This window comes from Pseudotabrizicola sp. (assembly GCF_030656345.1).
Lineage (GTDB): Bacteria > Pseudomonadota > Alphaproteobacteria > Rhodobacterales > Rhodobacteraceae > Pseudotabrizicola.
This window is the reverse complement of sequence record NZ_JAUSNR010000019.1, coordinates 147998-165556: the sequence shown is the minus strand read 5'-3', so window position 1 is coordinate 165556 and position 17559 is coordinate 147998. Positions and strand designations below refer to the sequence as shown.

The following is a 17559-nucleotide window of genomic DNA, read 5'->3' as shown; positions in this document are numbered from 1 at the left end:
GAACAATTCAACTGAACCGGAGATGTGCGATGAATCCTGATCCTGTCCTACCCGGCCCCGCCGCGCTTACGCCGGAGCGCAACCACTTGCTGAACAAGGCAAAAGAGATGGAGGCGGTGTTTCTGTCCGAAATGCTGTCCCATGCCGGACTTGGCGAATCATCCGGCACCTTCGGGGGTGGCCCGGGCGAAGACCAGTTCGCGTCGTTTCTGCGCAACGCGCAGGCCCGCAGCATCGTTGAAAAGGGCGGGCTTGGTCTGGCCCAGACCATCTTTTCGTCCCTGATCCGGGCAGAGGAGGCGCGCCATGTCGCAAAGCCCTGAATCCATTCTGCAAGAGGTCCGCCGCGCCGTGATGGAGGGGGAGTATGCGCAGCTTGCCGCCCTGCTGCCCGCCTTGCGAGAAACCGAAGAGGCGTTGCAAAGCGGCGACCTGCGCACATTGCAATCCCTGCAGGCCGAGGCGGAGCGGACAGAATCCTGTCTGGTCTCTGCGCTTGCCGGTGTGCGCGCCGCCCGGCGCCGCGTGGCCGAGGTGTCGGAAGCCGCCAAGGGACTCACCACCTATGACCGTGGCGGGCTCAAGGCGACAGTGCCCACGGCCTTGCCGACATCGCGGCGGGTCTGAATTGTTTCAAATCATCGGTGATTGGCGGGAGGCAATTCACCGTTGATTAGGAGTTGGAGGTTTGTATCGGTCTTGCGCCCCGAGGTCGGGGTGGCGCCGCGGGCTGTACCCCGGGGCAACGGCAAGAATGCCCTTCCAGCCGTCGGCCGACGGTAACTCTGGCCGCGAAAAGCGCGGCATTTGCGAAGGAAACGAACATGTCTTCAATTCTGACGAACAACGGCGCGATGGTTGCCCTGCAAACCATGAAGTCCATCAGCAAGAATATGGGTCAGGTCCAGGCCGAGATTTCGACAGGTATGGCCGTGGGCAGCGCAAAGGACAATGCTGCCGTCTGGGCGATTGCAAAAACCATGGAATCGGACGTTGCCGGCTTCAAGTCGATCTCTGACAGCCTTTCGCTTGGTAACTCGACCATCTCCCTGGCCCGCTCGGCTTCGGAACAGATCACCAAACTGCTGGAAGAGGTGAAGGGCAAGATCGTCAACTCTCAGGAAGAGAACGTTGACCGCAGCAAAATTCAGGCTGACATCGGCGCGCTGCGCGATCAGATCAGCTCGATCGTCGGCGCGGCCCAGTTCAACGGCCTGAACATGCTGTCGAACAAGTCCAAGACCGTGGGCACCGGCACCGTCAATGTGCTTTCGTCGCTTGACCGCGCATCAGACGGAACAGTGGCCGCTTCCAACATCAACGTCGGCAAGTCAGACCTGAGCACCACAACCTCGGTTGTCGGTGGTACGGCTCTGGCCGTCGGTGCCGCGCTGACCGCCAAGGCAACCGGCGCCGCGACCACTGCAGCAACGGCGCTGACCGGCGCGGCATCCGCACCGACCACCGCAATCACCATTGTCGCCGGTGCGGTCGTCGCGGGTGATGGCTATAACATCACGCTGACGGCGGGTGCGGCGGGGCTTGCAACAGCCAATACCGCGAGCATCCAGGACATTCGCTATGTGGCACGTGATGGCGACACCGCTGCCGATGTTGCAAAGGGGCTGGCGTCCGCCTTCAATGACTATGCAAAGAAGCAGGGGCTTGATACCCAGATGTCGGCTGCGGTTGGCACCGGTGCCACTGCCAACGTGCTTACACTCACCGGCTCCACCACCGTTGGCAACAACGTAACGGCACAGTTGCTTGCCTACGCACCAGCTGGCAACACGATTGGCGGTGGCCTTGAAAAGCTGTCCACAGTTGATGTGTCGACCAGTGCGGGTGCTGAATCGGCGCTGGCAGTCATCGAAGGCCTGACGCAAACCGCAATTCAGGCCGCCTCTGACTTTGGTACCGCACAAAAACGGATCGAAATTCAGCAGACCTTTGTGGGCAATCTGGTCGACTCGCTCAAGTCCGGCATCGGGTCATTGGTCGATGCGAACATGGAAGAGGCATCGGCCCGCTTGCAGGCCTTGCAGGTTCAGCAGCAGCTGGCGACCCAGTCGTTGTCGATCGCAAACCAGGCACCGCAGAACATCCTGGCGCTGTTCCGTTGATGGCTCGGGCCGGGGGTAACCCCGGCCCATTCCCCTGAAACATGAAGATACAACGCGAAGGATTCGCCGTGAACGCGCTTATTCACCCGAAACTGGGCTATTCCCGCCCGGATGCTACGCTGCGCCCCATGCGCAGCATCGAGTACGATGCTTTGGCGCGCGTGACGCAAAAGCTTTCGGCGGCCTGGAAGCAGCATAAAAGCGACTATCCCGCGCTCGTGCAGGCGCTGTGGGAGAATCTTGGCCTCTGGTCCACGCTGGCTGCCGATGTCGCATCGCCCGGCAACGCACTGCCTGCCCCCCTGCGCGCACAGCTGTTCTATCTGTATGAATTTTCCGAGGTTCACACCAGAAACGTGCTGAATGGTGCGGCCTCGGTCGAAGTGCTGATCGACGTGAACACGGCCATCATGCGCGGCCTGCGTGGACAGGAAAGCCTGCGATGAGCGGTCTTGTCATCAAACTGGGCCCGCATGAGCGGGTCTTGATCAACGGTGCGGTGATCGAAAACGGCGACCGGCGCTCGCGTCTGGCCATCATGACGCCGAACGCCCATATCCTAAGGTTGCGCGATGCCATCCACCCGGAGGAGGTGAACACGCCGGTCCGCCGGGTCTGCTACATTGCGCAGCTGGTCCTGTCCGGCGATGTGCCGCCTGCCGAGGCGCAGATGCAACTGCTGCGCGGCATCGAACAGCTCAGCCAGGTGCTGACCGACCCGGACAGCCGCCTGCAACTGTCCCTTGCCAGTAAATCGGTTCTTGATGATCAGCATTATCAGGTGCTCAAATACTTGCGCAGCCTGCTTCCGCGGGAAGAGCGTCTTATGGCAGTAGGCCCACAATGAGCTTTTCCCCCGTTCTCCCCGTTGCCGGCTATGCTGGCTGGTCCTTCCTGAAACGGACGATGGACAAGCAGATGACAGCATTCAATGCGCAACCCTCTGTCAAGCGCGATGAGGCGTATTTTCGCGAAAAGATCGGCAGCATCAAAACGGCCGAGCAGCTTGTGAAAGATCCCCGCTTGCTGCGCGTGGCGCTGGGGGCCTTCGGGCTGGAGGGGGATATGCCCAATAAGTTCTTCATCCGGAAAATCCTTGAGGGTGGCACCCTTCAACCCGATGCGCTGGCCAACAAGCTGTCCAACAAGCAGTATCAGAAATTCGCGGAAGCCTTTGGCTTTGGCAACTTTGACACTCCGAACACTGTGCTTTCCGATTTCGCCGACAAGATCCTGACCCCTTATAAAGCCCAGCAGTTTGCGGTGGCGGTGGGCACCCAGAACGATGATATGCGTCTTGCCCTGAACGTCGAAACCGCATTGCCTGAACTGGGCAAGTCAACGGGCTCGTCCCTGACCCAATGGTATACGCTGCTGGGCAACCCGCCCTTGCGCAAAGTGTTTGAAAAGGCCTTTGGCCTGCCGCTCTCGTTCGGGGCGATTGATCTGGACCGGCAGGTCGAAACGCTGCAAAGCCGCACAAAGGCGATGTTTGGCAGCAGCGATCTGGCGCAGTTCAAAGATCCTGAAAAGGTCGACAAACTGGTGCGGCAGTTTCTGGTCCGGTCAGAGCTTGATGAAAACGCATCCTCTCTTGGTGCCGGTCAGGTGGCGCTGACCCTGCTGCAGCAAAGCGCGTCCCGGTTCCGGTTGACCCGCTGACTCCGGGGGTCAGCCCTGAAGGCAAGCTGTCAGCCGGGCAAAGCTGCCATCGATCCCGTCTTCCGGCGCATCTTCGGCAAGGAACTGGTCTACCGCCGGCCACAGCCGGATGGCCTGATCGACCAGCGGGTCGCTGCCCTTCTGGTACAGCCCGGCCTGCACCATCATTTCCACCCGTTCCCAGGCCGCAATCACCCCTCTCGCCTGCGCAATCAGCGCAAGTTCAGCGTCGCTTGCCGCAGCAGGCAGGCTGCGCGAGACCGAGCGCAGCAGGTCAACCGCCGGAAAGCGCCCGCGTTCTGCAATGCGCCGGTCCAGAATCACATGCCCGTCCAGCACACCGCGCAGGATATCGGCCACCGGCTCTTCCATATCCGATCCGGGGACCAAAACGGTAAAAACTGCCGTAATATCGCCCTGACCCTCGGCCCCCGGTCCCGCCCGTTCTGCCAGCGCCATGATCATGTACTGAAGTGAGGGTGGATGGCCCCGCAGGCTTGCCGGTTCGCCGGCCGATAGGGCTATTTCCCGGTGGGCATCGGCAAAACGCGTCACGCTGTCGACCAGCAGCAGCACATTCAGCCCCTTGTCGCGAAAATGTTCTGCCACTGTCATCGCAGCAAGCGCACAGCGCCGCCGCAACAGGGGTGACCGGTCGGATGTCGCCGCGATCACCACGCTGCGCTTCATCCCGTCAGGACCAAGAACGCTTTCGGTGAACTCCCTGAGCTCCCTTCCCCGTTCGCCGACAAGGCCGATGACCACGACATCGGCCTGCAAAGCGCGGGCAAAGGTGCCAAGCAGGCTGGATTTGCCAACGCCCGAGCCTGCAAACAACCCGATTCTCTGCCCGCGCACGAGGGGCAGCAACGTGTCAAACGCCGCTTTGCCGGTGGCAAGCCGCGCACCCAGCCGTCGGCGCTGGGCCGGGGGTGGGGGTGGTGCCGTCAGGCTGCGGTATTGCGTCCCCGCAAACAGCGGCCTGCCGTCCAGCGGCTGGCCGAGCGGGTCGATCACCCGTCCGATCCAGCTGTCATCGGGTGCAATATGGGTCGGGCCGGACAGTGCGATTTCTGTCCCGATCGCCAGTCCGGTCAAGCCGTGATCTGGCAGAACCGTCACAGTTTCCGCCCCCAGCCCAATGACTTCACCGCCGCTGTGGTCTGGCCGGCCTTGCGCACCTTTGCCCGGTTCGCGGGTGCCGATTTCGATCCGGTCGCCCAGCGCGGCAGCGGTCTGCAGGCCGTTGACACAGATTGTGCCACCCCCCACCGACCGGACCCGCCCGATCGGGCGCGACAGGTCAATCCGGGCGATGTGTTGGGTCAGCTGGGCAAATAAGTCGGTCATGGGATTCTCCCTTTGTTCGGCAATTACCGTTTCTAAAGGAATCAGCCCTAAGAACTGGTGAAGTAGGTCGAGGGAGAAGCCCCGATGTTTGAAAAACTGGGACTGACCAGAATGGCACAGGCACTTGCAGCGCATTCCGGCGAAAGGGTCGCGGTGGTGGCACGCAATATCGCCAACGCCGATACGCCCGGATTCCGCGCCATGGATATGCCGGATTTTCGCACGCTATATGGCGATCCGGCCAGTTTCACGCCAAGGCGCACCCGCGCCGGGCATATTATGAATGAAGAGTCACATTTGCATCAGCCCGTGCCCTCCGGCAGCGGAATGGCACCAAATGGCAACAACGTCTCGCTCGATCAGCAGATGATGAAGGCCGTCGCCGCACGCCAAAGCCATGAAATGGCGCTGGCGGTTTATCGCAACACGTCCGAAATCCTGCGCACGTCGCTTGGCCGCAAATCGTAAGGGGCACCGATGTCAGATCTCTTGAATTCCCTTTCCCTGTCCGCATCCGGGATGGAGGCACAGGCCAGACGCCTGCGCCATGTTTCCGAAAACATCGCCAACGCGGATACCCCCGGTTTTCACCGCAAGGTGATTTCCTTCCGCTCCGAAAAGGAGACGGGAACTGTCACTGTCGGGCCTGTCCGGCTGGACCAAAGCCCATTGGCAAAGGTCTATGCACCGCATCACCCGCTGGCAGATACGACTGGTCACTATGATGGATCGAACGTCGATCTGGTGATCGAAATTGCTGACGCGCGCGAAGCGCAGCGCAGTTATGAGGCGAACCTCAGACTCTTCGATCAGGCGCGTCAAATGACGCAGAGCCTGTTCGATCTCATCCGATAGGAGATCCAGAATGGATATCAAGAAGTCTCTGGCCGCACAGGCCTATGCACAGACTCGTTCGGCGGCGACCCCCGAGCCGCCGCCGAACTCTGCCGAAAACAGCGCCGCGCAGTTTCTCGGCACATTCGCCGAAACCCTGCAGCGCGGCGAAGACACCGCCCGTGCGGCAATGACCGGCGGCGCAGACCCCCACGCGCTGGTCGCGGCGCTGGCCTCGTCGCAGACGGCGGTGGAAACCGTGATCACCGTCCGGGATCGCGTGGTCGAGGCTTATCAGGAAATCCTGAGAATGCCGGTGTGACCCGGCCATGACCGAAGGCGCAATCTTCGACATTCTGCGCCAGGCCCTCTGGATCGCCGTCACCCTTTCGGCCCCGCTGCTTGGCGTCGCACTGGTGGCTGGGGTCGTGGTTGGCCTGTTTCAGGCCCTGACCTCGATCCAGGAGATGACGCTGACTTTCGTCCCGAAGGTCGGTGCCATGCTCATCGTGTTCTGGGTCTCCATGAGCTTCATGACATCCACCCTCGTGTCCTTCTTCACCGATACGATCATCCCACAGATAGAAGGCGGCTGATATGGAAACCCCCGGCTACACCACCCTGACCCGACAATCCGGCCTGATGCGCGAGATGCAGGTGATCGCCAACAACATTGCCAATGTCTCTACCACCGGTTTCCGGCGGGAGGGCGTGGTGTTCTCGGAGTATATCAGCCGGTTGAAGGATGAACCCTCGCTGTCGATGGCGCATGGCAATGCCCGTCATATAGATCTTGGTCAGGCCGGATTGACGCCCACCGGCGGCACCTATGATCTGGGATTGCAGGGCGAAGGCTTCTTCCTGATCGACACCCCGGACGGCGAACGCCTGACCCGGGCCGGTGCCTTCACCCCCTCGGGCGAAGGCACGCTCGTCACCCCCGATGGCCACGCCCTGCTGGATGCGGGCGGCGCGCCGGTGCCGGTCCCGCCCGGTGCCCGCAGTGTGTCCATCGCATCAGACGGCACGCTGTCGGCGGATGGTCAGCCGGTGGCCCAGATCGGGCTCTGGCAGCCTGTCGATCCCTTGTCACTGCAACACCAGACCGGAACCCTGTTCTCGGCCACAGAGCTGGAGCCGGCAGAAACCGCCATCATCCGCCAGGGATTTCTGGAAGACAGCAATGTGCAGCCGATATCTGAAATCGCCCGGATGATCACCGTTCAGCGCGCCTATGAAGCGGGGCAAAAGTTCCTCGATGCCGAAGATCAGCGCCAGCGCGCTGTGATCCAGACCCTTGGCCGATAGGAGACCATGATGAAAGCACTGCAGATCGCCGCGACCGGGATGGCCGCACAACAGATGCGGGTCGATGTCGTGTCCAACAACCTCGCAAACATGTCGACCACCGGCTACAACGCCCGTCGCGCAGATTTTGCCGACCTGCATTATCAGCAACTGGCCCGCCCCGGTTCGGTGACGGCCAGTGACGGCACCTTGCTGCCCACTGGTGTGCAGCTTGGCCTCGGCGTGCGCCCCGCCGCTGTCTCGGTTGTCCTCGCGCAGGGGCCGCTTGCCCAGACCAACGGCGATCTGGATCTCGCCATCGAAGGTGCCGGCTATCTGGAGGTGACTCTGCCCGGCGGCAATGCCGCGTATACCCGCGACGGCGCGCTCAAACGCACGGGCGATGGCCTGATCGTCAATTCCGAAGGTCATCAGGTGGCTCCCGGCCTCACCATCCCCGCCGATGCGCGGTCGCTTGCCATCAATGCCGACGGCGAGGTCTACGCCTATTTCGCCGACCGGGTTGAACCAGAGCTTCTGGGCGCGCTGTCACTGGTGGGGTTCACCAATGAAAAGGGGCTTGAGGCGATCGGGTCCAACCTGTTTGTCGAGACCGAGGCGTCGGGCCCGGCGCTGCCCGGTGCCCCGGGCGAAGACGGTCTGGGCACCTTGCGCCAGGGCTATCTTGAGGAAAGCTCCGTCGACGCCGTGCGCGAAGTGACCGAGTTGATCAAGGCGCAGCGGGCCTATGAGTTGAACGCAAAGGTCATCACTGCCGCCGACCAGATGATGGCCGCAACCACGCAGGTGCGTTGATGTGGCGGGTGATCTTCTGCCTGCTTCCTGTTCCGGCTTGCGCCGATGCCCTGATCACCAACCGCGTCATAAAGGCGGGTGAGGTGATTGAAATAACGGATCTTTCGGTGATTCAGGCCAACATCCCGGGCACCGCGTCCGATCCGGCGCGCGTCGCCGGGCAAGAGGCGCGGGTTATGCTGTATCCCGGTCGGCCCATCCGCGACGATCAGGTGGGGCCGCCGACCGTTATCGCCCGAAATCAGGTGGTATCGCTGTCCTACATCTCGGGAACGCTGGCCATTTCAACGGATGGCCGCGCGCTGGACCGGGGTGCCGCCGGCGATGTGATCCGGGTCGTGAACCTGTCTTCCCGCAACACTGTGCATGGCCGGGTAATGCCCGACGGAACCGTGCGCGTCAGCCCGTCTGAAGGATAGTTTTCATGCGCATCGCACTGTTTTTACTGCTCGGTCTGGCCGCCTGCAGCTCGCTGGACGAGGTGGGTCGTGCGCCCGGGTTTTCCCCGCTGGAAGGCAGCTATCAGCATCACGCCATGTATTCAGGCGGCCTGCCCCAGTCTGCGGATATGACCGGCCCGACAGAGGCGTCCTCGCTGTGGACGGCGGGTCGCGCCTCGCTGCTGGGTGACCGGCGCGCTGGCAAGCGGGGCGATATCCTGACGGTGGTGATCGAGATTGATGACAGCGCCGAGATGTCGAATTCATCGGGCCGCGCCCGCAAAGGCAATCAGACCATGGCAGTGCCGCAGCTTATGGGCATTCCACAGCGGATCAACCGCGTGCTTCCGGAAGGTGCCACGATGGCAGAGGCGGTGAATACCGGCTCGTCCTCGACCTTCTCCGGCGATGGCTCGGTGTCGCGCAAGGAAAAGCTGACCCTTCGGGTCGCCGCCACCATTGTGGAAGAACTGCCGAATGGGGTGCTGCGGATCGAGGGCCAGCAGGAGGTCAGGGTCAATTTTGAACTGCGTGAGCTGATCGTTACCGGGTATGTGCGCCCGGCCGATGTGTCCCGCACCAATGAGGTGACCTATGACAAGGTTGCCGGGGCCCGCATTTCTTATGGCGGGCGGGGGCAGATCACCGATTTTCAGCAGCCCCGCTACGGTCAGCAGATCACTGACATCCTCCTCCCGTTCTGAGGTCAGAATGCGCAAACTCCTCCCCCTTCTGCTGATTCTGATTGGTGCGGGTGCCGGGCTGGGTGCCGGATGGCACCTGCGTCCCGCCCCGGCTGCTGAAGGCGAAGGTGACCCTGCTGCCGCAGGCGATACCCATGCCGCAGGTACCGCCCACAGCACGGAGCAATTGCCGGAATTCGTGAAACTGAACAATCAGTTCATCGTGCCTTTGGTGGAAAAGAACCAGATTGCCTCGCTGATCATCCTGTCGCTCAGCCTGGAGGTGACGGCGGGCGGAACTGAAAAGGTCTTTGCGCAAGAACCGAAACTGCGCGATGAAATGCTGCAGCGTCTGTTTGATCACGCAAACACCGGCGGGTTCCGGGGCACCTTTACGGATGCCGACAATCTTCTGATTCTGCGCAAGGGTCTGACGGAAGTGGCGCGGGGTGTGTTGGGCGATATGGTCAAGACGGTTCTGATTACAGACATCATCCGGCAGGATCGCTGACCCGCCGCCCCAGGACTGACGCGCAGACGCGCCCCGAAAGGGGCGCGTGGTTCTGTTGGGGTGCGGTGTCCGCTCAGGGGCGTGCCGGAGCGCCGGACTTGCCCCCTCTGCCCCCCGATCTTTGCTTGCGTCCGGCCCCGCATGGGATGGCCACATTGCGCGGCCCGAAGGGGTGCCTGTGGCGGGCAAAGATTAAGACTTCGTAAAAATTTGAAGCCCAGCCCTATGATTCCAAAGTATATCATGTCTTATAACTCAGGGCCCCCGGTAGCAGGATCAGAAGAGATGCCCCTCCGCCGGGGTCAGCGCTTCAGGGACAGCTTGCCCAGAACCTCTGCCTGCCCGAACGACCTTTGCGCGGCAGACCGCAGCGCGATCCACTCCACTGTGTCGCGTGCCAGCTGCTGATTGAGCAGGATGCGGCGGTTCGTCGTCCAAAGCCCGAAGCGGTCAACCACCTGCGCGGCAACGATCGGATCCAGCACGGCGCCGGTCTGGGTTTTATCGAGCGCGCCCAGCAACGCCTCTGTCTGACGCTTGCGCGCAGAGACCGCATTCAGCCGCATCAGATCACGGTCCCGCAAAAGCTGGGCGATGCGCTGCAACTGGGCAAGCCGGTCCGCCGCCGTCATCTGCCCCTCTCCCGCGCGCGCTGTCGCATGGCGTCGGCAAAACGGATCGCGGCGGCAACTGCGCGATAGTGGTCGCGCTCGACAGGTTTGCCGATATCGACCGTCGCAAACAGCAGCCGCGCTGTCGGCGGATCAGAGTGCAGCGGCACGCCATGCGTTTCCGCCGCCTCGCGGATACGGCGGGCAACCTCGTCCACCCCTTTCGCCACCACAACCGGCGCTGTGCGCGCGCCCTTTGTCCAGCGCAGGGCGACGGCATAATGGCTGGGGTTGACGATCACCACATTGGCCGTCGCAACTTCGGCCAGCATCTGGTTCATCGCGATGTCCTGACCGCGCTGGCGTCGCAGCGCCTTGGTGTGCGGATCGCCCTCGCTGTCCTTCATCTCATCCATGACCTCTTTGCGCGACATGCGATTTCGCTGCGCAAGGGCATGGCGTTGCCACAGCAGGTCAATCGCACCGATCACAGCGGTGACGATCACGACACAGCCCAGAAACTGCCCCAACAGGGCCATCAGATGCAAAAGCCCCTGACGCGGATCGAGTGCGGCGGTGCTCAGAATGCTGTCGGCATGGCCGATCAGAAACCAGGCAAGCACAAGCGAGACGACCATCAGCTTGAGAAAGCTTTTTGCGAATTCGAACAGCCCTTCCGCCCCGAACTTCTTCTTGGCTGTCGCCAGCACAGAGATGCGCGACAGCTTCGGCGCCAGCTTGTCGGGCGCAAAGACAATGGCCTGCTGCGACAGCAGGGCAAGAACCACAGCCCCGGCCGGAAGAGACAAGAGCAGCACAAAGGGCAGCACAGCCGCTTGCAAAAGACCGCCCGTCACCGTGAGCGCAGACCGGGCCGCAAGATGCGCGATCTCGGGGGCCTGGTCCAGAAGTACACGGCCTGCGGTGGCAGCCCTGTCTATCGCGGGCCCGCCGATCAGACCGGCGAGAAGCAACCCTGCATAGGCCGCTGTGGCCTGCAGTTCAGTCGATTTCGCGATGTCGCCCTTTTTGCGTGCCTCGGAAAGCTTCTTTTCGGTCGGGGCGTGTTCCTTCTCGCCCGGGCTCTGATCGTCTGACTGTGCCATGGGCTATGGCAACGGCGCGGCTGGTGCCGCGAGAAAGCCGTTCAAGGCCTGAAGCCAGACTGTCAGGGCGAGAGGTGCAACCATCAGCAACAGGATCAGCCCGCCAAGGCTGAGCGCAGGGGCACCGATGAAGGTGACCATCAGTTGCGGCATGGCGCGGTTGATAACACCAAGCGCCACATTGTAGATCAGCGAGGCAATGACAAAGGGCACGGCGATCATGAAGGCCAGGGCGAAGGCGCGCCCGGTCTGGGCAACACCCCATTGCGCAACCAAACCCGACGGCGGCCAGTGACCAGCCGGAAAAAGCTCATAGCCAAGCAGCAGATAGTGAAGAACCCGTATATGCAGCCCTGACCCGACAGCAAGCGTCAACCCGGTCATGACCAGCAGTTTGGAAATCGCCGGCTGCGCCTCTGCCCCGGCGGGAAACAGCTGTGAGAGCGAGGTGGCGTTTGCGGCAATGGACCCTGCGGTCAGCAGGCACAGTACGAACAGGCGCACCATCAGCCCCAGGATCAGGCCGATCGCAACCTCGGGCGCGAAACCGGCGGCGAGCGGCGTATCGGATACGAACGGAAAGGCCGCAGGGCCGATGGCCGCTGAGAATGCCAGTGCCAGCACCAGCCTGATCCGGGCGGGAATGCTGGTTTCGCCAAAGGCGGGCAGCGTCGCCATCACGGCCCCGACCCGCAGGAAAATCAGCGCGGCACCCTCTGCATAGGGTGCCAGCGCCCCGTGATAGGTCAGCAGCATCGCGTTCAGATCGGTCATTGCGGGACGAGTCCGACAATGGCGGGCCGCGCCTCCAGCCCGATTTCCTCATAAGACAGGACCGGCGCACTGAGGCCCTTTGCGGCAAGGATGGTCCGGATGAACCGCCGCCGCAGGGTCGATGTGACGACGGCGGCCGAAACCCCGGTCTCCGCCGCCCGGTTCAGCTTTTCGGCCAGCAGAGTTGACAGGCGCGCGAACTGATCGGGTGGCAGGGCAATGTCCTGATGCCCGCGGTCCCCTTCTATCTGATAGGTCGAGAAGATCTTTTCCCATTCGGGCGCGATCTGGATCAGGGGAATCGTGCCATCCTTGCGCTTCAGCTCTGACACCAGCTGAAAACCGATTTTCTGACGGACATGTTCGCAGATCGCCTCGGGCGAGGGCAGGCCGCGCGCTTCGGCGATGGCTTCAAGGATCAGCGGCAGGTTGCGGATCGACACCCGCTCATCCAGCAGCAGGCGCAGGACCGAGAGCAGCAGATCGGCCGGCACCTTTTCCGGAATCATCTCGTCCAGAAGTTTGCGGTTGGCTCCGGCGCGGGCCGGATCAGAGACGTTGATGAATTCGTCCAGCAACCGCCGCAACCCGCGCAGAGACAGCAGCCGTGCGAGATTGGAGCGGATCACCTCCAGCAGGTGAGTGGCCAGAACCTCGGGCGGTGAAACGACGGTCATCCCGGCGATCACGGCGTCTTCCTGTTTGTCGGGCAAAATCCAGCGGGCTGCGGTACCATAGACGGGTTCGCTGACATCAACGCCATCCGGTGCCGGGGCGTCATCATTCAGCAGGACAAGGCAGCGGTCGGGCATCAGCCGGTTGGTCACCCGCTCCACCCCCTGAATGCGGATGCGATAGGTGCCGGGGGGCAAGGACGGTTCATCCGTCAGCCGGATTTCGGGTAGAATCAGGCCGAAACTGGCTGCAATATGGTTGCGCATGTTGCCGATGCGACCATCCAGCCCCGTTGCAGGGTCCAGCACCATGGCCACCAGATCGGGTGCGAACTCAAGATGAAGCTCATCAAAATCAAGCACATCGCCCAAGGGTTGCCGCTTTGCCGGCTCTGCGATGGTGATCGTTTCATCCACCGGGGTTCCGTTGCGGCGGTGGACCATCAGTGCGGTGCCGGCCAGCGCCCCGGCCCCAAGGATAAAGGGCGTGAAGGGCATACCCGGCACCAGCGCAAACAGCGCCATCAGCACGGCGACTGTGCCAAGCGCGCCGGGATAGCGGCCGAGTTGCGCAAAGAAGGACACGTCAGCCGCACCCTTTGCCCCGCCCCGGGCCAGCAGAAGCGCTGCGGCAACAGAGATGATGACCGCCGGGATCTGGCTGACCAGCCCGTCACCAACGGTGAGGATGGCATAGGTTTCAAAGGCGCGCCCGAGCGGCATATCGTGCAGGAACACACCGATCACCAACCCCATGACGATGTTGAGCATGGTGATCAGAAGACCCGCAACCGCATCGCCCTTCACGAATTTCGACGCGCCATCCAGCGAGCCGAAGAAGTTGGTTTCCGCCAGTTCGCGTTCGCGCCGTTCCTTGGCTTCGGTGTGATCAATCGCCCCGGCCGCCATGTCGGCATCAATGGCCAGCTGGCGGCCCGGCATTCCGTCAAGCGCAAAGCGGGCCCCGACCTCTGCCATCCGGCCCGCGCCTTTGGTGATGACCATGAAGTTCACGATCAGCAGGACGCAGAAAATGACCACCCCCAGAAGGACGTTGCCGCCCATGATGAAGTTGGCAAAGCCTTCGATCACCGCGCCGGCGGCGTCGGTTCCGGTGTGGCCTTCACCGATGATCAGTTTGGTCGAGGACACGTTCAAGGACAGCCGCAGCATCAGCGAGGAGAGCAGGATTGTCGGGAAGGCCGAAAAATCAAGCGGGCGCTCGATGAACAGCGTCACCGTCAGCATCAGGATGGCAAGCGCAAAGGACAGCGCAAGCCCGATGTCGAGCATCCATGCCGGAACCGGCAGGACCATCATCACGATGATGGCCATCAACGCCATGGCAAGCAGGATGGTCGGGCGGAAGAAAAGGGCGAGCCGGGCTGTGGGGGTCATTCCGGGATCACCGCAGCAAGGGAAGGGCGGAATGTTCAGACGAGGTGCTGACCAGAGACCCATAGCTGCCGGGCTGCCCCGCCCGCAGCAGCGGATAGCGGTTGTCGCGTTCCGCTGTGTGCACCAGTTCGGGGCGTTGCGGATCGGACATCACCGCCGCCACCTTGGCCAGATAGCCGCTGGCCGCATCCGAATGGCGGGAATGGTAGGCCCCGACCGCCCCTTCCCACGTGCCGAATTCATCAAAAAGCTGCAGCAGGAAGCGCGCGGCGTAAAGTGCGTTTTCCTCCGGGTCGAACATGTCCTGCAAAGACCTGAATTCCGCCCCGTGCCAGTGGACGTTGATCTGAAAGCAACCGACGTCAATGTTGGCCTGACCCTGCGCCATTGCGGCGGAGACATGGTTCATCGCCTCTGTCGCGGTGTCAAAGTACGATCCCGCCCCGGCCTGATTGACCGCCCATGGCCATGGGGACAGCACACCGCCAACAGACCGGCCCGATTCCACGCGCGCGATGGCCATCAGTACCCGGACCGGAACGCCGCTTGCCCTTGCCGCTTTGGTTGCGGCACTGTCGCACAGGTTCGCCACCCCCTGCGACGCAAGCGCAAAGGCGAACGGCCGGTCAACCTGTGGCAGACCGGCAAGCCACGCAAGCGCAGAGCCAATCACAACAACCGCGTTCTGCCGCATAAGAGTCTACCCGCCTGATTTACACACACCATTCTGGTGCTTATGCAGACCCTACGAAGCGAATCTTTCAAATTCGAAAACAGCTTGCCTCAGATGCAGGCTTGATCTTGGCATTGGCCTGCTTACCCTTGGCGACCGGGGGGCGATCCAGAGATGACGGAGCAGATGAATGACCCAGCGGTTACACCTTGTGTTCGGGGGGGAACTTGTTGACCCCTCAAAAACCACCTTTGCCGATGTGAACGATATCCACATCGTGGGGATGTTTCCCGACTATGCCTCGGCCCACAAAGCCTGGAAGGCCGAGGCGCAGCGCACGGTCGACAACGCCCATATGCGCTATTTCATCGCGCATATTCATCGTCTTCGCGATGAAGAGCAGATGGGATCCGTCACCGAAGAGCTTCGGTAATCCGACTGTAAACATGGTGCATTCTCTTGGCCTGACGCTTTACAACATGCGTCCCCGGCGTGACCCGTCGGGGGGTCATGTCTGGCCAGAGCGACTGGCCGGAAGGCTGATCTGGATGCACTCCCCGACCGCCGAGGCGGCGCGGGGGGTGCTGGAACTGGCCGCGCGGCTGATCGAGGAAGACGGGGTGACGGTTCTGCTCACCTGTGTCGATCCGGTGCCTTTGCGCCCCGGGCTGATCAGGCTGCCGCCGCCAGAAGACCGGCCCGGAGATGCGCGCGCCTTTCTGGATCACTGGCGACCGGAGATTGCGATTTTCTGCGACGGCGAATTGCGCCCGGCGCTGCTGCACGAAGCGTCAGAGCGTGGCCTGCCGCTGCTGATGGTCGACGGCCGCGCGCCCTATGTGCTGAAGGACCGCGACGGTTGGTATCCGGGGCTGATGCGTTCGGCGCTGCAGGGGTTTTCGCACATCATGGCGATTGATGAGGTGGCAGCGCGGGCGTTCCGCAAGGGCGGGGCGGCATTGTCTGCGGTGGCGGCCACCGGACGGATGGAAGAATGCAGCGCGGCCTTGCCCTGTCTGGAGGCGGAACGCGCAGCGCTGGCAAAACTGCTGGCGACACGCCCGGTGTGGCTGGCGGTTGGCCTGCCCGAGGCTGAGGAATCGGCGGTCATTCTGGCGCATCGTGCGGCACAAAGCCTTGCCCATAGATTGCTGCTGATCATCGCCCCGCAGGACCCGGCGCGGGCAGAGCCGCTGGCACGCCGGCTGGCGGACGACGAGGGTTGGGTCGTCGCCGAACGCGCCGAAGATCAGGAACCCGATCCGGAGGTGGAGGTGTTCGTGGCCGACGGTATGGCAGAGCTTGGATTGTGGTACCGGCTGGCACCGATCACCTTCATGGGCGGCAGTCTTGCCGGGCAGGGCTGTGTGCGCAACCCGATGGAACCGGCGGCGCTTGGGTCTGCCATTCTGTACGGCCCGCGTCCTGGCCCGTTTGGTGCGACCTTTGGCAGGCTGGGGGCCGCGCGCGCGGCGCGTGCGGTCGGAAGTGCGGTCGATCTGGGCGAGGCGTTGTCGGACCTGCTGTCGCCGGACCGGGCGGCGCGGCTGGCCCAGTCGGCATGGATGGTGGCGTCAGACGGGGCAGAGGTAACCGAGGCCACGGTCGGAATGGTGCGCAAGATCACCAAAGGCGGCACATGATGCGACCGCCCGCGTTCTGGCAGACCCCTGTTGACGCCCCGGGACTGACGGCGCGTCTGTTGCAGCCGTTGGGAATGATCTACGGCGCGGTGACGGCACGGCGTGTGGCAAAGCCGGGATACAAGGCGGCGGTGCCAGTGATCTGCATCGGCAACCTGAACGTGGGCGGCACAGGCAAGACGCCGACAGCCATTGCGCTTCTGGCCCGTGTGCAAGGCGCGCAGGTGGTCTCGCGCGGCTATGGCGGGTCGCTTTCCGGGCCGGTTCTGGTGGACCCGCAGCGCCATACCGCCGCGCAGGTCGGGGATGAGCCCTTGCTGCTGGCGGCCTTTGCGCCGACCTGGGTGGCACGGGACCGTGCCGCAGGCGTTCGCGCGGCAGAGGCGGCGGGTGCCAGGATCATCCTGATGGATGATGGGTTTCAGAACCCTTCGGTCCATAAGGATCTGTCGATTGTGGTCGTGGATGCGGCGCGTGGGTTCGGCAACGGGTTGTGCCTGCCCGCAGGGCCGCTGCGCGAGCCGGTGGCGGCAGGTCTGGCCCGGGCGGATTTTCTGCTGTCGATCGGAGGGCCGGAGGCGCAAGCGCAGTTTGTTCGGGATTGGGGCAGGCACGTAACCCTGCCGCACCTGCAGGGCGTGCTGAAACCGCTGTCCATGGGCATGGACTGGCAGGGCCAGCGGGTGCTGGCCTTTGCGGGCATCGGCCACCCGGAGAAGTTTTTTGCCACCTTGCGGGGGGAAGGGGCAGACATCGTGCGCGCGGTGTCGCTTGATGATCACCAGACCCTGTCTGACACCCTGCTGCGCAGACTTGAGGCCGAGGCGGGTGCTCTGGGCGCCCAACTGGTGACCACAGAAAAGGATCAGGTGCGCTTGCCCGCAGCGTTCCGGCCAAGGGTTCTGAGCTTTGTGGTCCGGCTGGAGGTGGCGGATTGGTCGGCGCTGGACAGGGCTATCGGGGCACTGTCATAG

24 protein-coding genes are annotated in these 17559 nt (G+C 62.8%); 18 read left to right on the top strand and 6 right to left on the bottom strand.

Annotated elements, in window-relative coordinates:
• Positions 1-29: 29 nt before the first annotated feature.
• From Q7J44_RS11120 to Q7J44_RS11095, 6 genes are all read left to right on the top strand, one after another.
• Positions 30-323, top strand: a complete 294-nt coding sequence (locus Q7J44_RS11120; protein ID WP_304879832.1) for a rod-binding protein — start codon at positions 30-32, stop codon at positions 321-323.
• The gene (locus Q7J44_RS11115; protein ID WP_304879830.1) at positions 307-627 is read left to right on the top strand and encodes a hypothetical protein; all 321 of its coding nucleotides are present in this window, start codon (positions 307-309) and stop codon (positions 625-627) included. The genes Q7J44_RS11120 and Q7J44_RS11115 overlap by 17 nt, the downstream gene beginning before the upstream one ends.
• A 197-nt stretch (positions 628-824) precedes the next feature.
• Positions 825-2123: a flagellin gene (locus tag Q7J44_RS11110; protein WP_304879829.1), complete on the top strand. Its 1299-nt coding sequence runs from the start codon at positions 825-827 to the stop codon at positions 2121-2123.
• 68 nt (positions 2124-2191) lie between these two features.
• Positions 2192-2569 (top strand): flagellar biosynthesis regulator FlaF, encoded by a 378-nt coding sequence (gene flaF, locus Q7J44_RS11105; protein ID WP_304879827.1) that lies wholly within the window; start codon positions 2192-2194, stop codon positions 2567-2569.
• Positions 2566-2970 carry a flagellar biosynthesis repressor FlbT gene (gene flbT / locus Q7J44_RS11100; RefSeq protein ID WP_304879825.1) on the top strand — a complete coding sequence of 135 codons (405 nt, stop codon included), beginning with the start codon at positions 2566-2568 and terminating at the stop codon, positions 2968-2970. Before flaF ends, flbT begins: the two co-directional genes overlap by 4 nt.
• A gap of 71 nt (positions 2971-3041) precedes the next feature.
• Positions 3042-3785, top strand: coding sequence for a DUF1217 domain-containing protein (locus tag Q7J44_RS11095; protein ID WP_304879823.1), 744 nt, complete (start codon positions 3042-3044; stop codon positions 3783-3785).
• A 9-nt stretch (positions 3786-3794) separates the two neighbouring features.
• On the opposite strand, the gene Q7J44_RS11090 is transcribed toward Q7J44_RS11095, so the two are convergent.
• Entirely contained in the window at positions 3795-5135 is a 1341-nt protein-coding gene (locus Q7J44_RS11090; protein ID WP_304879821.1) for a FliI/YscN family ATPase, read from the bottom strand.
• An 84-nt stretch (positions 5136-5219) separates the two neighbouring features.
• Between Q7J44_RS11090 and Q7J44_RS11085 the strand changes: the two genes are divergently transcribed.
• From Q7J44_RS11085 to Q7J44_RS11045, 9 genes are read left to right on the top strand one after another with little or no spacing between them, the layout of a single operon-like run.
• Positions 5220-5603 (top strand): FlgB family protein, encoded by a 384-nt coding sequence (locus tag Q7J44_RS11085; RefSeq protein ID WP_304879819.1) that lies wholly within the window; start codon positions 5220-5222, stop codon positions 5601-5603.
• Between the two features lie 9 nt (positions 5604-5612).
• Positions 5613-5990, top strand: a complete 378-nt coding sequence (flgC, locus tag Q7J44_RS11080; protein ID WP_304879817.1) for a flagellar basal body rod protein FlgC — start codon at positions 5613-5615, stop codon at positions 5988-5990.
• A 10-nt stretch (positions 5991-6000) separates the two neighbouring features.
• Positions 6001-6291, top strand: coding sequence for a flagellar hook-basal body complex protein FliE (gene fliE / locus Q7J44_RS11075; RefSeq protein WP_304879815.1), 291 nt, complete (start codon positions 6001-6003; stop codon positions 6289-6291).
• Between the two features lie 7 nt (positions 6292-6298).
• A complete protein-coding gene (gene fliQ, locus Q7J44_RS11070; RefSeq protein ID WP_304879814.1) occupies positions 6299-6565 on the top strand; it encodes a flagellar biosynthesis protein FliQ in 267 nt (88 codons plus the stop codon).
• A gap of 1 nt (position 6566) precedes the next feature.
• Complete coding sequence (locus Q7J44_RS11065; protein WP_304879813.1) at positions 6567-7277, top strand: flagellar hook-basal body complex protein; 711 nt, start codon at positions 6567-6569, stop codon at positions 7275-7277.
• A gap of 9 nt (positions 7278-7286) precedes the next feature.
• Positions 7287-8072 carry a flagellar basal-body rod protein FlgG gene (gene flgG / locus Q7J44_RS11060; protein ID WP_304879812.1) on the top strand — a complete coding sequence of 262 codons (786 nt, stop codon included), beginning with the start codon at positions 7287-7289 and terminating at the stop codon, positions 8070-8072.
• Positions 8072-8491: a flagellar basal body P-ring formation chaperone FlgA gene (gene flgA / locus Q7J44_RS11055; protein WP_304879811.1), complete on the top strand. Its 420-nt coding sequence runs from the start codon at positions 8072-8074 to the stop codon at positions 8489-8491. Before flgG ends, flgA begins: the two co-directional genes overlap by 1 nt.
• Before the next feature lie 5 nt (positions 8492-8496).
• Complete coding sequence (gene flgH, locus Q7J44_RS11050; protein WP_304879810.1) at positions 8497-9216, top strand: flagellar basal body L-ring protein FlgH; 720 nt, start codon at positions 8497-8499, stop codon at positions 9214-9216.
• Positions 9217-9223: 7 nt separating this feature from the next.
• Complete coding sequence (locus Q7J44_RS11045; protein WP_304879809.1) at positions 9224-9706, top strand: flagellar basal body-associated FliL family protein; 483 nt, start codon at positions 9224-9226, stop codon at positions 9704-9706.
• A gap of 302 nt (positions 9707-10008) precedes the next feature.
• Here the strand turns inward: Q7J44_RS11045 and Q7J44_RS11040 are convergent, their stop codons facing one another.
• The 5 genes from Q7J44_RS11040 to Q7J44_RS11020 are packed head-to-tail and all read right to left on the bottom strand — an operon-like array spanning position 10009 to position 14963.
• Complete coding sequence (locus Q7J44_RS11040) at positions 10009-10338, bottom strand: hypothetical protein (RefSeq protein WP_304879807.1); 330 nt, start codon at positions 10336-10338, stop codon at positions 10009-10011.
• Positions 10335-11423, bottom strand: a complete 1089-nt coding sequence (gene flhB / locus Q7J44_RS11035) for a flagellar type III secretion system protein FlhB (protein ID WP_304879804.1) — start codon at positions 11421-11423, stop codon at positions 10335-10337. Before flhB ends, Q7J44_RS11040 begins: the two co-directional genes overlap by 4 nt.
• Positions 11424-11426: 3 nt before the next feature.
• Positions 11427-12197, bottom strand: a complete 771-nt coding sequence (locus Q7J44_RS11030) for a flagellar biosynthetic protein FliR (RefSeq protein ID WP_304879802.1) — start codon at positions 12195-12197, stop codon at positions 11427-11429.
• A complete protein-coding gene (gene flhA / locus Q7J44_RS11025; RefSeq protein ID WP_304879801.1) occupies positions 12194-14269 on the bottom strand; it encodes a flagellar biosynthesis protein FlhA in 2076 nt (691 codons plus the stop codon). Before flhA ends, Q7J44_RS11030 begins: the two co-directional genes overlap by 4 nt.
• Positions 14270-14276: 7 nt before the next feature.
• Positions 14277-14963 carry a lytic transglycosylase domain-containing protein gene (locus Q7J44_RS11020; protein ID WP_304879800.1) on the bottom strand — a complete coding sequence of 229 codons (687 nt, stop codon included), beginning with the start codon at positions 14961-14963 and terminating at the stop codon, positions 14277-14279.
• A 169-nt stretch (positions 14964-15132) separates the two neighbouring features.
• Here Q7J44_RS11020 and Q7J44_RS11015 point away from each other — a divergent pair, with 169 nt between their 5' ends.
• Genes Q7J44_RS11015 through lpxK form a run of 3 tightly spaced genes read left to right on the top strand, consistent with a single transcriptional unit; the run spans position 15133 to position 17559 of the window.
• Positions 15133-15375 carry a DUF4170 domain-containing protein gene (locus tag Q7J44_RS11015; protein WP_304879799.1) on the top strand — a complete coding sequence of 81 codons (243 nt, stop codon included), beginning with the start codon at positions 15133-15135 and terminating at the stop codon, positions 15373-15375.
• The gene (locus Q7J44_RS11010) at positions 15335-16585 is read left to right on the top strand and encodes a 3-deoxy-D-manno-octulosonic acid transferase (protein ID WP_370692999.1); all 1251 of its coding nucleotides are present in this window, start codon (positions 15335-15337) and stop codon (positions 16583-16585) included. Before Q7J44_RS11015 ends, Q7J44_RS11010 begins: the two co-directional genes overlap by 41 nt.
• Entirely contained in the window at positions 16585-17559 is a 975-nt protein-coding gene (lpxK, locus tag Q7J44_RS11005) for a tetraacyldisaccharide 4'-kinase (protein WP_304879795.1), read from the top strand. Before Q7J44_RS11010 ends, lpxK begins: the two co-directional genes overlap by 1 nt.

What these genes read in the sequence shown, in the direction of transcription:
- Q7J44_RS11090 (WP_304879821.1), bottom strand. Translation starts at nt 5,135, where the DNA reads ATGACCGACTTATTTGCCCAGCTGACCCAACACATCGCCCGGATTGAC.
- Q7J44_RS11015 (WP_304879799.1), top strand. Translation starts at nt 15,133, where the DNA reads ATGACCCAGCGGTTACACCTTGTGTTCGGGGGGGAACTTGTTGACCCC.
- flhA (WP_304879801.1), bottom strand. Translation starts at nt 14,269, where the DNA reads ATGACCCCCACAGCCCGGCTCGCCCTTTTCTTCCGCCCGACCATCCTG.
- flgG (WP_304879812.1), top strand. Translation starts at nt 7,287, where the DNA reads ATGAAAGCACTGCAGATCGCCGCGACCGGGATGGCCGCACAACAGATG.
- lpxK (WP_304879795.1), top strand. Translation starts at nt 16,585, where the DNA reads ATGCGACCGCCCGCGTTCTGGCAGACCCCTGTTGACGCCCCGGGACTG.
- flhB (WP_304879804.1), bottom strand. Translation starts at nt 11,423, where the DNA reads ATGGCACAGTCAGACGATCAGAGCCCGGGCGAGAAGGAACACGCCCCG.
- fliE (WP_304879815.1), top strand. Translation starts at nt 6,001, where the DNA reads ATGGATATCAAGAAGTCTCTGGCCGCACAGGCCTATGCACAGACTCGT.
- Q7J44_RS11045 (WP_304879809.1), top strand. Translation starts at nt 9,224, where the DNA reads ATGCGCAAACTCCTCCCCCTTCTGCTGATTCTGATTGGTGCGGGTGCC.
- fliQ (WP_304879814.1), top strand. Translation starts at nt 6,299, where the DNA reads ATGACCGAAGGCGCAATCTTCGACATTCTGCGCCAGGCCCTCTGGATC.
- flgA (WP_304879811.1), top strand. Translation starts at nt 8,072, where the DNA reads ATGTGGCGGGTGATCTTCTGCCTGCTTCCTGTTCCGGCTTGCGCCGAT.
- Q7J44_RS11020 (WP_304879800.1), bottom strand. Translation starts at nt 14,963, where the DNA reads ATGCGGCAGAACGCGGTTGTTGTGATTGGCTCTGCGCTTGCGTGGCTT.
- Q7J44_RS11030 (WP_304879802.1), bottom strand. Translation starts at nt 12,197, where the DNA reads ATGACCGATCTGAACGCGATGCTGCTGACCTATCACGGGGCGCTGGCA.
- Q7J44_RS11065 (WP_304879813.1), top strand. Translation starts at nt 6,567, where the DNA reads ATGGAAACCCCCGGCTACACCACCCTGACCCGACAATCCGGCCTGATG.
- flgH (WP_304879810.1), top strand. Translation starts at nt 8,497, where the DNA reads ATGCGCATCGCACTGTTTTTACTGCTCGGTCTGGCCGCCTGCAGCTCG.
- Q7J44_RS11010 (WP_370692999.1), top strand. Translation starts at nt 15,335, where the DNA reads ATGAAGAGCAGATGGGATCCGTCACCGAAGAGCTTCGGTAATCCGACT.
- Q7J44_RS11040 (WP_304879807.1), bottom strand. Translation starts at nt 10,338, where the DNA reads ATGACGGCGGCGGACCGGCTTGCCCAGTTGCAGCGCATCGCCCAGCTT.
- flbT (WP_304879825.1), top strand. Translation starts at nt 2,566, where the DNA reads ATGAGCGGTCTTGTCATCAAACTGGGCCCGCATGAGCGGGTCTTGATC.
- flgC (WP_304879817.1), top strand. Translation starts at nt 5,613, where the DNA reads ATGTCAGATCTCTTGAATTCCCTTTCCCTGTCCGCATCCGGGATGGAG.
- Q7J44_RS11120 (WP_304879832.1), top strand. Translation starts at nt 30, where the DNA reads ATGAATCCTGATCCTGTCCTACCCGGCCCCGCCGCGCTTACGCCGGAG.
- Q7J44_RS11085 (WP_304879819.1), top strand. Translation starts at nt 5,220, where the DNA reads ATGTTTGAAAAACTGGGACTGACCAGAATGGCACAGGCACTTGCAGCG.
- Q7J44_RS11095 (WP_304879823.1), top strand. Translation starts at nt 3,042, where the DNA reads ATGACAGCATTCAATGCGCAACCCTCTGTCAAGCGCGATGAGGCGTAT.
- Q7J44_RS11115 (WP_304879830.1), top strand. Translation starts at nt 307, where the DNA reads ATGTCGCAAAGCCCTGAATCCATTCTGCAAGAGGTCCGCCGCGCCGTG.
- Q7J44_RS11110 (WP_304879829.1), top strand. Translation starts at nt 825, where the DNA reads ATGTCTTCAATTCTGACGAACAACGGCGCGATGGTTGCCCTGCAAACC.